The organism is Paenibacillus xylanexedens (assembly GCF_017874615.1).
Lineage (GTDB): Bacteria > Bacillota > Bacilli > Paenibacillales > Paenibacillaceae > Paenibacillus > Paenibacillus xylanexedens.
Window position 1 is genome coordinate 17,832 of sequence record NZ_JAGIKV010000027.1, and the last position, 15,523, is coordinate 33,354.

General features: G+C 44.6%; 14 protein-coding genes. 10 read left to right on the plus strand and 4 right to left on the minus strand.

From position 1 onward, the window contains the following. The first annotated feature begins 15 nt into the window (after positions 1-15). The 3 genes from J2Z28_RS26265 to J2Z28_RS26275 all read left to right on the plus strand — a co-directional run bounded on the left by J2Z28_RS26265 (position 16) and on the right by J2Z28_RS26275 (position 2,663). Positions 16-1,464: an amino acid ABC transporter substrate-binding protein/permease gene (locus J2Z28_RS26265; RefSeq protein WP_211085052.1), complete on the plus strand. Its 1,449-nt coding sequence runs from the start codon at positions 16-18 to the stop codon at positions 1,462-1,464. Beyond that, positions 1,457-2,185 carry an amino acid ABC transporter ATP-binding protein gene (locus tag J2Z28_RS26270; RefSeq protein ID WP_211085054.1) on the plus strand — a complete coding sequence of 243 codons (729 nt, stop codon included), beginning with the start codon at positions 1,457-1,459 and terminating at the stop codon, positions 2,183-2,185. Before J2Z28_RS26265 ends, J2Z28_RS26270 begins: the two co-directional genes overlap by 8 nt. A 121-nt stretch (positions 2,186-2,306) precedes the next feature. Then, a complete protein-coding gene (locus J2Z28_RS26275) occupies positions 2,307-2,663 on the plus strand; it encodes a hypothetical protein (protein WP_211085056.1) in 357 nt (118 codons plus the stop codon). A 58-nt stretch (positions 2,664-2,721) separates the two neighbouring features. Here the strand turns inward: J2Z28_RS26275 and J2Z28_RS26280 are convergent, their stop codons facing one another. The 3 genes from J2Z28_RS26280 to J2Z28_RS26290 all read right to left on the minus strand — a co-directional run bounded on the left by J2Z28_RS26280 (position 2,722) and on the right by J2Z28_RS26290 (position 5,631). Further along, entirely contained in the window at positions 2,722-4,002 is a 1,281-nt protein-coding gene (locus tag J2Z28_RS26280; RefSeq protein WP_211085057.1) for a glycoside hydrolase family 27 protein, read from the minus strand. A gap of 108 nt (positions 4,003-4,110) precedes the next feature. Next, complete coding sequence (locus J2Z28_RS26285) at positions 4,111-4,992, minus strand: AraC family transcriptional regulator (protein ID WP_211085059.1); 882 nt, start codon at positions 4,990-4,992, stop codon at positions 4,111-4,113. 27 nt (positions 4,993-5,019) lie between these two features. Beyond that, positions 5,020-5,631, minus strand: a complete 612-nt coding sequence (locus tag J2Z28_RS26290; protein WP_074095055.1) for a TetR/AcrR family transcriptional regulator — start codon at positions 5,629-5,631, stop codon at positions 5,020-5,022. 134 nt (positions 5,632-5,765) lie between these two features. Here J2Z28_RS26290 and J2Z28_RS26295 point away from each other — a divergent pair, with 134 nt between their 5' ends. The 4 genes from J2Z28_RS26295 (at position 5,766) to J2Z28_RS26310 (ending at position 9,479) form a co-directional block, all read left to right on the plus strand. Then, positions 5,766-6,527: an alpha/beta hydrolase gene (locus J2Z28_RS26295; RefSeq protein ID WP_244988548.1), complete on the plus strand. Its 762-nt coding sequence runs from the start codon at positions 5,766-5,768 to the stop codon at positions 6,525-6,527. 257 nt (positions 6,528-6,784) lie between these two features. Next, positions 6,785-7,219 carry a ribonuclease domain-containing protein gene (locus J2Z28_RS26300; protein ID WP_101313754.1) on the plus strand — a complete coding sequence of 145 codons (435 nt, stop codon included), beginning with the start codon at positions 6,785-6,787 and terminating at the stop codon, positions 7,217-7,219. A gap of 14 nt (positions 7,220-7,233) precedes the next feature. Beyond that, complete coding sequence (locus J2Z28_RS26305; RefSeq protein ID WP_076327603.1) at positions 7,234-7,509, plus strand: barstar family protein; 276 nt, start codon at positions 7,234-7,236, stop codon at positions 7,507-7,509. Between the two features lie 275 nt (positions 7,510-7,784). Further along, positions 7,785-9,479: an ABC transporter substrate-binding protein gene (locus J2Z28_RS26310; protein WP_211085062.1), complete on the plus strand. Its 1,695-nt coding sequence runs from the start codon at positions 7,785-7,787 to the stop codon at positions 9,477-9,479. A 117-nt stretch (positions 9,480-9,596) separates the two neighbouring features. Here the strand turns inward: J2Z28_RS26310 and J2Z28_RS26315 are convergent, their stop codons facing one another. Beyond that, positions 9,597-10,466, minus strand: coding sequence for an AraC family transcriptional regulator (locus J2Z28_RS26315; protein WP_211085064.1), 870 nt, complete (start codon positions 10,464-10,466; stop codon positions 9,597-9,599). A gap of 163 nt (positions 10,467-10,629) precedes the next feature. Between J2Z28_RS26315 and J2Z28_RS26320 the strand changes: the two genes are divergently transcribed. From J2Z28_RS26320 to J2Z28_RS26330, 3 genes are all read left to right on the plus strand, one after another. Beyond that, entirely contained in the window at positions 10,630-12,147 is a 1,518-nt protein-coding gene (locus J2Z28_RS26320) for a glycoside hydrolase family 43 protein (RefSeq protein WP_211085066.1), read from the plus strand. Positions 12,148-12,154: 7 nt separating this feature from the next. Beyond that, positions 12,155-13,705, plus strand: coding sequence for a glycoside hydrolase family 43 protein (locus J2Z28_RS26325; protein WP_211085068.1), 1,551 nt, complete (start codon positions 12,155-12,157; stop codon positions 13,703-13,705). 124 nt (positions 13,706-13,829) lie between these two features. Further along, the gene (locus J2Z28_RS26330; RefSeq protein WP_211085070.1) at positions 13,830-15,515 is read left to right on the plus strand and encodes an extracellular solute-binding protein; all 1,686 of its coding nucleotides are present in this window, start codon (positions 13,830-13,832) and stop codon (positions 15,513-15,515) included. Positions 15,516-15,523 lie beyond the last annotated feature (8 nt).

Here is a 15,523-nt window from a genome sequence, read left to right on the forward strand (position 1 = left end):
AGACGGGGAGGACACATGAAAACAACGAAGATCTCATTTTTTATACTTTCACTGATGCTGCTCCTGGTGAGCGGCCTATCAGGATGGGTGGGGAACGCCGCCGCAGCATCCGATTCCGGTAAAACCTATGTTATCGGAACTGATGTCACATTTGCTCCATTCGAATATGAAGATGAGAATGGTGATTTTGTTGGTATCGACATGGATTTGCTGGATGCCATCGCCAAAGATCAAAATTTCAAGTATCAAATCAAATCCCTGGGATTTAACGCAGCTGTACAGGCACTTGAGGCGAATCAAGTCGATGGTGTGATCGCAGGGATGAGTATTACGGATGAGCGAAAAGCAAAATTTGATTTTTCGGATACTTATTTTGAATCAGGTGTCGTTATGGGTGTTAGTGCCAACAATGACACAATTAAGAGTTATGAAGACCTTCGTGGACAGAAGGTAGCGGTGAAAACCGGAACAGAAGGGTTTAGTTTTGCAGAGTCCATCGCTTCAGAGTATGGATTTACGATCGTTCCGTTTGATGAGTCATACCAAATGTATGAAGATGTAAAAACCGGTAATTCCGTAGCCTGTTTTGAAGATTATCCTGTACTGGCCTATGGGGTTAATCAGAACAACGGTTTGGAAATTGTTACCAAAAAAGAAGATGGCGCTCCTTACGGTTTTGCAGTAAGCAAGGGGAAAAACCAGGAGCTTCTGGAGATGTTTAATGCTGGCCTTGCCAATATCAAAGCTAACGGTGAGTATAAGCGCATTACCGAGACATATCTTGGTGAGAACGCTCCTACTGTTGCTAATCAAGGTCGCTGGGAGCTAATTCAGAAATCTCTTCCTGCCCTGTTTAAAGGTCTGGGAAACACACTTTTATACACGATTGTGTCCCTTTTCTTCGCGTTTATCATCGGTCTGATTTTCGGATTTATGAAGGTGGGACAGAACAAATTCCTTCGTGGTGTTGCCACCGTATTTGTGGATATCTTCCGCGGCATTCCGCTGATTGTCCTGGCATTCTTTATCTATTTCGGGATACCACAGGCGATGGGCTTCACGATGCCATTGTTCCTGGCAGCCATTCTGACACTTAGTCTGAATGCAGGAGCGTACGTAACCGAGATTATCCGAGGCGGGATTCAATCGATTGATCGTGGTCAGATGGAAGCTGCCCGTTCATTGGGCCTTCCTTATCGCAAAGCGATGATAAAGATCGTTATTCCGCAGGCAGTACGGGTTATGATTCCGTCCTTCATTAACCAGATGGTTATCACGTTGAAGGATACGTCAATCTTGTCCGTTATTGGTCTCGTAGAGTTGACACAATCGGGTAAAATTGTTATTGCAAGAACGTTCTCCTCTTTTGACATTTGGTTAACGGTTGCTGTTATGTACCTGATTGTGATCATCACATTGACCAAAATTGCTGATTATCTGGAGGTGAAGGTTCGTCGTGGCTAAAATAAAAGTTGAAGGTTTGAAGAAAAGTTTCGGCACAAATCAGGTTCTGAAGGGAATAGATGTGGCGGTCAACGAAGGAGAAGTTGTCTGTGTCATCGGGCCTTCCGGTTCAGGAAAAAGTACCTTCTTGCGCTGCATCAACCAATTAGATGTGATTACGGCAGGCCGGGTTATTGTGGATGATCAGGATCTGAATGACCCTAAAACGAACCTGAACAAAGCTCGCGAAAATATTGGCATGGTATTTCAACATTTTAACTTGTTCCCTCATTTTAGTGTACTTAAAAACATCATGTTTGCGCCCAGAGAACTCGGGATATTAAATGCCCAGCAGGCGCGTGATACAGCACTCAAATTACTTGAGCGCGTGGGTCTGTCTGATAAAGCAGATAGCTTCCCAACACAACTGTCAGGTGGACAAAAACAACGTGTAGCTATCGCTCGTGCGCTTGCTATGAATCCGGACGTTATGTTATTTGATGAACCAACTTCGGCGCTCGACCCTGAGATGGTAGGAGAAGTGCTTGGTGTTATGAAGGACCTCGCGAGCGAAGGCATGACGATGATGATTGTTACCCATGAGATGGGTTTTGCCCGTGAAGTAGCTGATCGCGTGATCTTCATGGACGGTGGTTATATTGTCGAGCAGGGCACCCCAGATGAGATATTTGGAAATCCGAAGAATGAACGGACGATCAGCTTTTTGGAAAAGGTACTCTAGCACTGAATCGAGAATTAACACATTAAAAGTCGCTATCTAAGCGGCTTTTTTTGTTATATTTATTAGGTGATTTAATAGAAAGACCGATCAAACTAAGCCAAGAAAGAGAGGTCAGTACTCTATGGAAAACGTTTCCCAAGAAGATCAACTGGAATGCATCAAAGCTTTTCAATCAACCATCCGCAAATCGGAAAATGCCTTAGTGAATATGACTCAGAAAAGGAATAACACGACATTGTTACAGAAACGTCTCCAAGCTTTATACATCGGTCTAGCAGTACTGGAAAAACACTGGAACCAGAAGCCTCATCAATACACCAAGGAAGATATAACAGAAGCCCGCCTTGTCTTGATTGGATTGTTCCCATCTCTTGAGAGCATGTATGCCAATTCCAAAGAAGGTAGCCCACAAAAGACTCTTCTGGAAAGAAGGATTAAAGCATTTCATCTGGCCGTTCAAGCCATGGATACATACTGATGAAATGAGAGAGAGGTCTGTCTAATGAACGACAGACCTCTCTTTTTCTTTTGCAAGCTTAGGAAAACCGATAGAGACGAACACCGTGCACAGGTACAGTAGTAACTAAGGAATTCTCTGTTAATTGAGCTGCTTCTTGGCTCCACAATTCGGTACCTTCGGTAATGCCGGACAGTCCGACCTCATCAATGGACAGATCCACAGGTAGAGCATTCTCGCCGATGTTGAACACAGCGATGTAAGAGGAACCATCCGTATGCTGGGCAGTCCACACAATAAGATCTTCTCTGCGTAAGGCTTCTCTGGCTCCGTAACTCTCGCGATGCATTCGCAGAACCTCACGATTAGTTAGCAGGGATAGTGTCCAGTCATCGTTATCTCGCAGTTCACCACCAAAAATGAGCGGGGAACGGAAGATACTCCACAGTGACATCATCGTCAACTGCTCGTCAGGTGTGAACCGAGTCCAGCGATCCGCTCCACCACCGTCTACAGAACGGATACCGATATGACCCAAAGGCAACATATCACAGTCTGGCCAGCAGCCTGCTTGGGGAACGCCCTGCCACGTCCGGCAGCGATCGAACATATCCAATAACAGCGGCCAAAGGTCCCAGAAATCGTCCGTGACACGCCACATGTTGGCATGATCAGCCAAGAATTCTGAGTATTCCACCGGAGCAGGGCCAGGAGAGAGACTTAGTACCATGGGCCGACCGGAGCGCTCAATCGCTTTGGATATCATTTCGATCTCAGGCTGATGGGTATCATAGAGCCTTGAAGCAGCAATATCGTCAACCTTCACCAAGTCAACGCCCCATTGTGCATACAGTTCAAAAAGCGAATCGTAGTAGGCTTGTGCGCCTTCTTTTGAGCTATCAACACCATACATATCCGTATTCCAGGGACAGATGGAGTTCGGATGAGCAATATCGCGCGCAGTGGCGGTTGTTCCCAGGATCGGAGTCCCAGCATGTGCAGCTTGACGTGGAATACCGCGCATGATGTGAATGCCGAATTGCAGCCCAAGACTATGAACGTAGTCGGCTAATGGCTTAAATCCCTGTCCACCTGCAGCGGAGGGAAACCGATTCTCGGCAGGCATAAGCCGCGAATATTCATCCATGATGAGTGGAACGAACGGACGATATTGCGAAGAATTGGCCAAAGGCTCGTACCATTGAATGTCGACCGTAATGTAGCTCCAGCCGAAGTCTTTAAGATGTTCGGCCATGTACTCGGCGTTGCCACGAATTTCGTCTTCCGTGACGGCCGCGCCGTAACAATCCCAGCTGTTCCAGCCAAGCGGTGGAGTTGATGCTGCAAGCGTATGATTCATGGGAATGCTCCTTTATGGATTAATTATTGCTCTCGCTCAATTCATCATAATAAAGGATTTCATTAATATCTACAGTAATGTTGAGTGTCGAATAGCAAAATATTGCGGTTAGTCGAAGAACAATTTACGGTACACAAGGCTTTCTCCGCCACTACGAAACTCACCTGGCGTAACGCCGGTTATGCTGCGAAAGGCTTTGATAAAATAACTTCCGCTGGAATACCCGACTTGCTCGGCGATGACTTCAATGCTAAAAGTAGTTCCACGCAGCAGTTCCATTGCTTTCTCGGTACGTACACGGGTTAGATAAACACCTGGCGTCAAGCCCGTACTGGAGGAAAAGCGACGTATAAAATGATATTTGGAAAGGGAAACATACTCCGCAAGGTGATCGATACTGATCATCTTGGAGTAGTTATTTTCTATGTATTCAACGGCTATTTGAATGTTTTTAGACCAATTCTCCCTGTTGCGCAATGTTGTTTTCTGTAATCGAGTCAATTCTGTCATGAACTGATATACGCTGGATGATGCGATCAGAGGATCAGTGATTCTGCCTGCTGCCGCATCAGTCACGATCATCCGCAACAGTCGGATGGGGGTACAATCAGCGGGAAGATAGGGAACTTCTCCCGCTTCACGAAGAAATTTTCTCCAATGGGGCAGAATAAGAGTGGGCCTGAACAGCAGGAACAGAAACTCCCAAGGCTCTTTTGATGCTGAATGGTAGTAATAGCGGTGAACTCCTGGAATTTCGGCCAAAAAAGCTTGTCCTGCGGTAACATGATGAATGCGATTATTCGACTCAAATACACCTTCACCCGAGATTGTATATTGGAATAACAGAAGAGGCCCGTCCGAACGTTCGAGTCCATCCCAATGATAAGAAGGATCGGTTATTGAATCACATCCTGCTGCATACAGTACACATAGTTGGAGCTCCTTGTCTTCCGCAAATCGAAACCCATAGGTTCCTCTAGGGATATTCATGTCAGCTCTCCTTGTTGCCCTGAATTTTTACTGCGCTCCGCGAATGAAAATATCTACTAGCTTCTGGCCTAGCGAAAAGTTGGAACCATATTTATGCAGGTTATCTTCCCGATTACCCATTAACATCAATGTCGAGAAGGTCTCTGCCAGGAAAAACGGATCGTCCGTTCGCAGTCTGTTTTCATCCATTGCCCTTTGGAAATGGGAGGCTAACACTTCATGAATCTGATGCTCCGCGTTGCGTATATCCTGAATTTGAGCCGGTTCAAGAAAAGGCTCAGCTTCTCTGAGCATGGTTTCAATCTCCGCATGTGGATTACCCAGTCTGGCCTCTGCCAGACGAACAAGCCCCGACTCCAGATTCTCGGCTTGATCCAGGATATGCGAGGTTAACCGGCTCACATTCTGTAACATCGTTGTAAAGGCAACTTTAAAAAGCTCTGGTTTGCTGGTGAAATGATAATAAATGGTTGGTTTTGACACGCTACATGTTTTGCCAATTTGCTGAAGCGTGACTGTTTCGTAGCCATACTCCATGAATAACTGTGAAGCGGTTTGAATAATGGTTTGCTGAATTGAGATATCATCGTTGCCATGTTTGGGTCTTCCAGGCAATCGTTTGGGTGATTTTTCTGTCATTGGACTTCCCTCCATGAATATTTTATGACAAATAACGATAGTAAGCAAAATCATCTTTTATACTTACCGGTAAGTATAATTATGAAGGGTTAAAAAAGACATATCATTATCCTCATACTAAGGTGGTTTTAAGGTTGAAAACAGCACAACGTACTAACAAATGGAAAAAAATAATCATGTGGACCATCTTGTCCATCGTTATCCTCGTGGCCGGAGTATTCGTATATCTCAATTCGGTTACGTATAGTCCCTCGGAGCGAGCCGAAACGGCGATGACAAGTAATGCTCAGGTTAATGTCACCAAGATTAAGGACGGTTACCGATTTGAACCCGTGGGTACAGAGATAACCAAACCGAATATTATTTTTTATCCAGGCGGTCTGGTTGAACCTGAAAGTTATTCTCCACTTGCCAGAGAATTGGCAGAACAGGGTCACCGCGTATATATCGCGAACATGCCAATAAACTTGGCGATTTTCGGTCAAAACAAGGCTGATTCCTTTATCGAGGAACATCCTGACGAAGCGTTTGTTATTGGTGGCCATTCGTTGGGAGGGGCATTTGCATCACGGTATGCTAGGGAACACAATGAGAAGTTGGAAGGCATCTTTTTCTTGGCTTCTTACGCAGATGAAGGAGGGAGCGTGAAGAACACGGACTTGTCTATCTTACAGATTACAGGTTCGGATGACGGAGTGCTTAACTGGGAAGACTGGGAGAACTCCAAAGCAAATCTTCCGGAAGACACGACATATGTGAGTATTGAGGGTGGAAATCACGGTCAATTTGGCTCATACGGCATGCAAAAAGGAGATAATCAACCTGCCATTACGGAAGATAAGCAGTTGGAAGAGGTTGTTGTAGCCCTAGAGAACTGGATGGATACATTAAATTAAACTATTAAATGAATGTGTTGAATGGTAATGATCGTGGTACGATTAAAGTCGCTATTTTAGCGGCTTTTTTTGTTGTAGAATAAAAATAATGCTTCAATGGAGCAGGGTAACAGCTTCTATTGATTGAATTTCAACTCCATAATAGGCTTACAGAATTGCTTTAATTACCACAAATCGTTAACATTAGAAGCATTGTCATCGAAATAGCACCAAAACGGAAGACAGCAAGAGCAAGAACATCAAAAGGAGAAAAGATTATGTTTTTCAGAAAATTTGCTTACACGTTAGTGATCATCCTCGCTGCATTATTGTTCTCAGGTTGTACGTCAGAGTCTTTGCGTGATCTCGGATCACCTCAAGTTTCGGAGGATATGGGATTTGATGAGGTTGCCAATTATATCTCGGAACACAATGAACTCCCACCAAATTACATTACCAAGAAAGAGGCCAGAGATCTGGGATGGGAACCAAGCGAAGGTAACCTGCGAGAAGTTGCTCCAGGCAAAAGCATCGGCGGCGACGTGTTCAGGAACCGGGAAGGATTACTCCCCAACAAAAAAGGCCGGATCTGGTACGAAGCCGATATAAATTACTCAGGAGGACGGCGCGGAAGCGACCGAATTCTATACTCGAATGACGGTCTAATCTACCAGACGACAGATCATTACAAGTCATTTGAACAGTTAAAATAAACGGAGGAAATGATATGAGCATCATTCAGATTAACGGAAACGACTTTCACAGCAAGGAAGAGCTTCATCAAATTTTGCAGAACCAGCTTGAGTTAGACGAGAGTTATGGAGGCAATCTGGACGCACTATGGGATGTCTTAACTGGGGCTGTAAGCATGCCGCTTACTTTTCAATGGATTGGCTTCGAGAAAAGTAAAGAAATTCTTGGAGAATACGCTGATCAAGTCATGGAATTGTTGCGGGAAGTTGAAGCAGAAATCCAAGGATTTACGTTAGAACTATATTATTGAAAAGTAGGTTTGGTTTTATGAGGCGATGGGCAACCATCGCTTTTTTGGTCTTCACATTTTTACTGAGACTCATGTCTAGATCATGCTATTTTCATGGCTTAATAATCAAGGTTGGGGTGATTAGACTTCCTTATACTTTAAACATGGAATAGGGTAGGCAGGATTGTAGTCGTTTACTAACGGTTGAATATGTAAGCGTATACTATCTCAAAGTGAACCATCGTAATGTCTGGATTGGTTATTACGACTAACATCATTTAGGGGGCAGAAAAATAATGAGAGCCGTATCAAAAGTGCTAGGAGCATGTCTCGTAACAAGTGTTGTGTTAGTTTCCGCCGGTTGCGGAAATGCTGCAGAGAATTCCGAATCAAATACGAGTGACCCCAACAGCCCGATCACATTTACCTTCTTCGGCGCAGATGCAAGTCCCAACTGGAACAAAATGCAGGATGCGGTAGGGAAGAAAATTACGGAAGAAACCGGTGTAAGCATTGATGCTGAATTCGATATTTCGAGCGGAGGCGGAAACGACCGTATTTCCTTGATGGCTGCAAGCGGTGATTATCCGGATTTGATTTTCCCCAAAGGTAACTTGACCAGACTCGTTGATGCCGGGGCAATGATTGATTTGACAGATCTGATCGAAGAACACGCCCCCAACTTGAAAAAGATTTACGGTGAGCACTTCAATCGGTTGAAATACAGTAATGACGATCCTTCAATCTATTGGATTCCAACAAATGGTGCGATCGATCAGGTCAGCTTTGATGCCACGAATGGTACTGCCATTCAACATCGTGTAGTCAAGGAACTCGGGTATCCTGAGATCAAAACCTTAAACGATTTCGAAAATGTGCTACGTGAATATTACGAGAAACATCCGACCACAGATGATGGGCAACCCACAATTCCGCTGACGCTTAGTGCAGATGGATGGCGGCGGATGATCACGGTTACTGATCCCGCTGTCATGTCTACTGGAGGACCTGGAGATGGTGAATATTTCATCAATCCGGACACCTACGAAGCCGTTCTGCATTACAAACGTCCCGAGGAGAAGGAATATTTCCGGTGGTTGAACAAGATGTACAATGAAGGCTTGCTGGACAAGGACAGTTTTATTCAGAAGGATGACCAGTATAAGTCCAAAATCGCCAGTGGTCGCGTGTTATCCTTGATTGATCCAAGCTGGGGATTCAGTGATGCGGAAAATGCTTTGAAAAGTGCAGGAAAAGACGATATGACCTACGGTTTCTATCCGGTCACGCTAGATGACAGTTTTCAGCGGAAAGACTTCCAGAATATCGGCTTTGATGGTTATGGCATTGGCATAACAGTTGATTGTGAAGATCCTGTCCGTGCCATCAAATTTTTGGATTGGATGTCTTCTGAAGAAGGGCAAGTATTGAGAAACTGGGGCGTTGAAGGCGAGCAATATAATGTGGAAGACGGTGTTCGCACCATCCCGGCCGATGTACAGGAACGTAAAAACAAAGACAATAACACATTCACCAAAGAAACTGGAGTAGGCTTGTATTACATTTTTGGTGCTCACTACGGGGATGGCGTTAAAGATTCAACGGATAACTACTATACAACGAATTATCCTGAACAGATTCAGCAAAGTTATTCTGATGAGGAAAAAGAAGCTTTGAAAGGTTATGGCATCACCACATGGAAGGATTTGTTCCCTTCCGAAGAGGAGTTTCCGGTGAAAGAGTGGGGCGCGGCTTACAATATGCCGATTCCCTCGGATAGCGGGGATTATAACGTTGTGTACCAGAAAACGCAGGATATTATTCAGAAACGGATCGCCGAAGCGATTACATCCTCTCCAAGTGCCTTTGAAGGCATATATGACAATATGATTGCCGAACTTGATAATGCAGGTGCAGTAGCCATGGAACAGCAGTATACGGAGTGGATTAAAGATCGCGTTCGATTGTGGACGGGTAAAGAGATCAATTAACTGGCGTATAATTACAATAAAATTGTTTGCAGATCCGAAGTATATCAAGAACTTAAAAAACATCGAGCCATGCAGGATGGCTTGATGTTTTTTAGTTTACATTGAATGAGCTTGTCATTATTTTGGCAAAGCTTCCATTGCATCACGTCTTTGTTTGATATATCTACCGGGGGAGATGCCAACCATTTTGGTAAAACTGCGAATAAAATTGGCATAGTCACTAAAGCCCGATTGAAAGCATGCATCCGTAATACTCATTCCTTCTGACAGGTGGAATTTGGCCCGTTCAATACGACGACCCAAAATGTAGGAACGGATGGTCAATCCAGTATGCTTTTTGAACTGGCGGCTGATATAAGTACTGTTCATGTAGAACACTTCGGCAAGTTTGCGAAGTGTAATGTCTTGATTTAGATGTGTTTCAATATAATCCATGGTTTCACGAACTAGTTCAGGCATAATGTCATTGGGAACAAAGGAATTGTTATGAAACCAGACGTTAATCATGACCAACAATTGGGCTACGGCTGCATTTATTTTGATATCGGTGCCATACGCATCGGAAGCAAGCAATCCTTCCAGTTCGTTCGTACATTGCAGCATCTGCTTCAAGTTATAGTCGTCTAAATGTACGATGTTGCCTGTTCCTATGGGGCGATGATCAAAACATGACGATAGATTGGTTGATGGTGTGGAAAGCTGAAACAGATATGTTTTTTTGAGATTGATTGTAATTCGCTCATACTCAGATTCATCCAGAATAAAGGCTCGGTGCATCTCCTCGGGTGACATCACAAGCAGATCGCCAGGCTGTACATGGTAACATCGATTTTCTACATAAAAGTGAACGTTACCACGAAGAAACAGGTAGATCTCGTATGCATTATGGCGATGATAGATCGTTTCCAGCTTATACGTCGTTACGCTGTGTAGATATAAGAGCTCAGGCTGGATGGGATCATAAAAACACTCAGAGGATCCATTCATGAAGTACCTCCCGTCATTTCACGCAATAAATAGAGCGGTTAACGCAATGAAATTGTACTCAGCTTACCTTAAAATGTAATCATCCTATCATGATACCTTTTGTATTGCAAACGCTTTCTTTTAAAAAGGCACAACTAAAAACGATTATAGGGGGATTCTTTTGATGAATCATCATTCTACACCACAAGCTGGTGAGCAAAAGCAAGACCAAGCTGCCAATCTGGAGAGTATTCCAGGGGAGATTGGAAAGCTTCGTCCCAACGGTAACCCTTTGGTGGCCCACAAATTTGGAGCCGATCCCTATGCTTTAGTATTTAACAATCGAGTCTACTTATATATGACTAGTGATAAGCTGGAATATGATAAGGACGGTCTTCCTCAGAAAAACAGCTACAGTTCAATTAACCGGATTACGGTCATTTCTTCGGATGACTTAATCAACTGGACCGATCATGGAGAGATCAGAGTTGCTGGTCCTCAAGGCGCAGCAACATGGGCTTCGCAATCCTGGGCCCCGGCAGCTGCTCATCGAATCTTGGATGGCAAGGACTGTTTCTTTCTTTATTTCGCCAACAATGCCAGTGGAATAGGTGTACTGTCTGCACCAACACCTGTAGGTCCTTGGATAGATCCTATAGGAAAAGCACTTATTACAAGAGAGACTCCGGGAGTGGAGGAAGTAACCTGGCTATTCGATCCGGCTGTCATTGTAGATGATGATCATCAGGCCTACATATATTTCGGTGGTGGTATTCCACAGGGGAAAGCAGAAAGACCGGATACGGCAAGAGTTATGCGATTGGGAGACGATATGATCAGCGTTGTTGGCAAAGCGAAGGTTATTCAGGCGCCTTATATGTTTGAAGATTCAGGGATACATAAATATAATAATAGTTACTACTTTACGTATTGTTCCAATTTTATTGAGGGTGATCGGCCAGATGACAGCCCACCACCTGGTGAGATTGCATATATGACCAGTGTTCAGCCAATGGGGCCATGGACATATCAGGGTACGCTACTCCAGAATCCAGGACACTTTTTTGATATTGGCGGCAACAATCACCATGCTATATTTCAACTATCGGATCAATGGTACATTGCCTATCATGCCCAGACATTATGCCAAGCCATGGATATTCCCGAAGGTTACCGTTCAACGCATCTGAATCGAGTCGAACATGATGAGGCCACGGGTAAGATCAAGAAGGTACATGCCGATTATCAGGGCGTAGATCAAATCAAATGCTTCGATCCTTATGGGCGGGTAAGCGGTTCAACGATTGGATGGAGTAGCGGAGTATCAACAGAGCAATATCTTGACTCTGGTGAGATGTCTGCATCAGATTCGAATATGATTTCCGCTAAACTGCAAAATGACAGCTGGATAGCTATATCGAAGGTGGACTTTGAAAGTGAAGGACCCACAACCTTCACAGCCACGATTGCGAATCAAGGAACCGAAGGTACGTTAGAACTTCGACTTGATCGTGCAGACGGACTGTTAATTGGAGAAATCATTGTTCCACCTGCAACCGAATCTCTTCAATGGATGGAACTAACAACTAATGTTACGGGTGCGAAAGGTGTGCAAGACTTGTATATTAAGCTTAAAAGTTCAACAGACAGCCCAACCATCCTTTTAAGAGAATGGAAGTTTATTAGACAAAATGAGGTGTAATTAAAGCATGTATCCGAATCCGATTATTTGGGCCGATTACCCGGATCTTGATGTTATTCGTGTAGATGACACATATTATATGGTCAGTACAACCATGCATATGATGCCGGGATGTGTCATCCTGCGTTCATATGATCTGATCCATTGGGAAGTAGCCACATATGTATACGACACATTGGACGATACACCTGCACAACGGCTGGTGGATGGTCATCACGTTTATAGTAAAGGCATGTGGGCTGCATCACTCCGCTATCATCAAGGGATGTTCTATGTGATCTTTGTTGCGAATGATACCCGTAAGACATACTTGTATAGGTCGACCTCCATCTCGGGAGTGTGGAAGAAACAGATCGTGGAAGGGTTTTACCATGATTGCTCCTTATTTTTTGACGATGATGAACGAGCATATCTCGTGTACGGTAATACCGAGATCTATCTGACCGAATTAAGCTCTGATCTGTCCGGGCCCAAACCTGGTGGAGTGCATCGCTTGATTGTAAAAGACGAGCAGCCTCATCACCTTGGTTATGAAGGAGCACATTTTTACAAGATCAATGGTAAATATATTGTGTTCCTGATTCATATAACAAAAGCTTCCGGACGGAGAACACAGGCGTTTTATATGGCAGATTCTCTGGAAGATGTCTTCACTGGTGGAGAAGTATTCAATGACGATATGGATTATTTCAATTCAGGTGTTGCTCAGGGCGGTATCGTGGATACGCCGGATGGAGACTGGTATGCAATGCTGTTTCAGGATCATGGGGCTGTTGGCCGGGTTCCTGTTTTGGTTCCGCTACACTTTGATCAAGGTATACCGGTCTTTGCAAGCAAAGCGCCGAAGCAGATTGATATCCCGAGCACGAGACCAGAGCACCGTTATAACCCGTTAGTGGGTAGCGACAGTTTCAATTATGAACCCGAGGAAGATGGAAGCATCCGCCTTCGTGATTTTTGGCAATGGAATCATACACCTAATCATGAACTTTGGTCCGTTACAGAGAAATCGGGGGTGTATCGTGTTCGAACGGGACAGATCAGCCCAAATCTGACGTTTGCGGTCAACACACTAACCCAGCGTTCAATGGGGCCCGCTTGCGAAGCAATAGTTACGCTTGACGGCAGTCGTCTGAATGATGGGGATTATGCCGGGTTGTGCTTTCTGATCGGTTCGTACGGTATGATCGCTCTCACGAAGCAGGATAGCAAGTTTTACTTGGTCATGCATGCCAGAGATAGTGAAGATTCCACCATATTTGGCAATCTGATCGACCAGAAGCCAGCCACTGAACATGAACGTATCCCGGTATCAGATCCAGTAGTTAAACTAAAAGCATTCGGAAATTTTGAGAACAATCTGGATGAGTGCTCTTTTGCCTATTTCGATGGAACTGAATGGACAGATATAGGGATTGTACACAAAATGATATATAAACTGGATCATTTTATGGGTTGTCGAACGGGGTTGTTTGTATATTCAACTGAAATAGCTGGAGGAGCAGCTGACTTTTCGAATTTTGAATATCGCATGATTAATCCTGATGAGAAACAATAAAGATACGAAAAGCCGCCCAATGGCGGCTTTTCGTATTCAATGAGTACAAGTTGTTGTACAATGATATGGATTAAAGTTGACAGAGAGAAGAGAGTTGTTCAAACCGAACTGGGGGCATGTCGTCATGTATAAGAGATGTCTGGACATAACAAGATGGACCTTCATTCTGTTCCTTGCTGTATCCATACCAGCAGGTCATACCGAAGGTAATACCAAACAACATCATCCGCAGCAAGATGGGCAGCAGATTCAACTTCCCGCTACGCTTGAGAGGTATTCTCCTCCCATCGTGGTCTCTTTTGTCAGGGAAACGGGAGATGACCTTGAGCGCATGATTAGTCAGTTACCTGGTGAGACGATACTGGATAATCGCTGGACTCGTTTGTACGAGAAAGAGCTAGGTATTCAAATTCACTATGACTGGACTGCTAAGGGAGATGTATACAATCAGAAGTTGGGTGTATCCCTTGCTGCAGGACGTTTTCCAGATGTGGTGAAAGTTAATCCATATCAACTTAGACAACTGAGCAACGCTGGAATGATCGAAGATTTAACCCATGTGTACCAAGAGTATGCTTCCCCACTTACAAAGAGTATATTGGAGGCGGAGGGAAGAGGCGCATTTGATGCGGCAACCATTGATGGCAAACTCATGGCTATTCCCGAATCATCTTCCTCCATTGAGACAGCGCAGTACCTGTGGATTAGAACCGATTGGTTGGAGCAACTGGGGCTACGGCCGCCTGAAACGATAGAAGAGCTTCTCCAGGTTTCGAAAGCGTTTACAGAGGAGGACCCCGACGGGAACGGAGAGCATGATACGTACGGACTTGCGCTAACGAACCATCTATGGGATCCAGTTATGGGAGCTGCAGGGTTCATGTCCGGCTACGGTGCCTACCCTAATATATGGGTTAAAGATGCAGAAGGAAACCTCACTTATGGAGGTATACAGCCTGAAGTTCGGGAGGCTCTGAAAGTACTGCAAACGTTGTATCGTGAAGGCCAACTTGATCCGGATTTTGGTTATAAAAGTGGAAACAAGGCGTTTCGTCTAGTTCAAGATGGAAAAATAGGGATGCTTTACGGCGAACAGTGGACATCCTTTATGCTTCAGAGCACCCGTGATAAAGATACAGGTATAGATGTAGAATGGCAGGCATATCCCATTGTTGCCAAGTCGTACCGGAGCCTGTTCGTACCGCTACGTTCCAACACTGGGCAATACTTTGCTGTAAAAAAGGGATTCTCTAATCCGGAAGTTGTTGTAAAGCTCATGAATCTGCATCTGGACATCAACTGGGGGGATCAGGCACAGTATGAAACATACTACAATGACGACTCCCGAGCTGTGTGGATGCTTTCACCGGTAACTCCTTTTCCCGGTAATAAAAATATAGATGCATACAAACAAATTCGTGATGCCAGAAGTACAGGAGACTTCTCGGCTCTGCAGAATGAAGCTCTCGCCATTCACAAACGCATTGTGGCCTATGAATTGGAAGATGTAGAGAGCGGCTGGGGTTGGAAACAAACCTATGGGCCTTCGGGTGCTTTTAGCATTGCAGATTCTTACGAGAAGAACGGCCAACTTCTCTATGATCAATTCACGGGCGGAATTACGGATACAATGGTTGATCGACAAATTATTCTTCGGGATCTTCAGCTTGAAGCCTATATGAACATTATTCTAGGCAGGTCGATAGATGAGTTTGATCAATTCGTTGAGAACTGGCGCAAGCTGGGGGGAGATCAGATCACATCGGAGGTTAACGCGTGGTTTCGCGCCAGCAAGCCAAAGGAGCGCTAATGTTCACT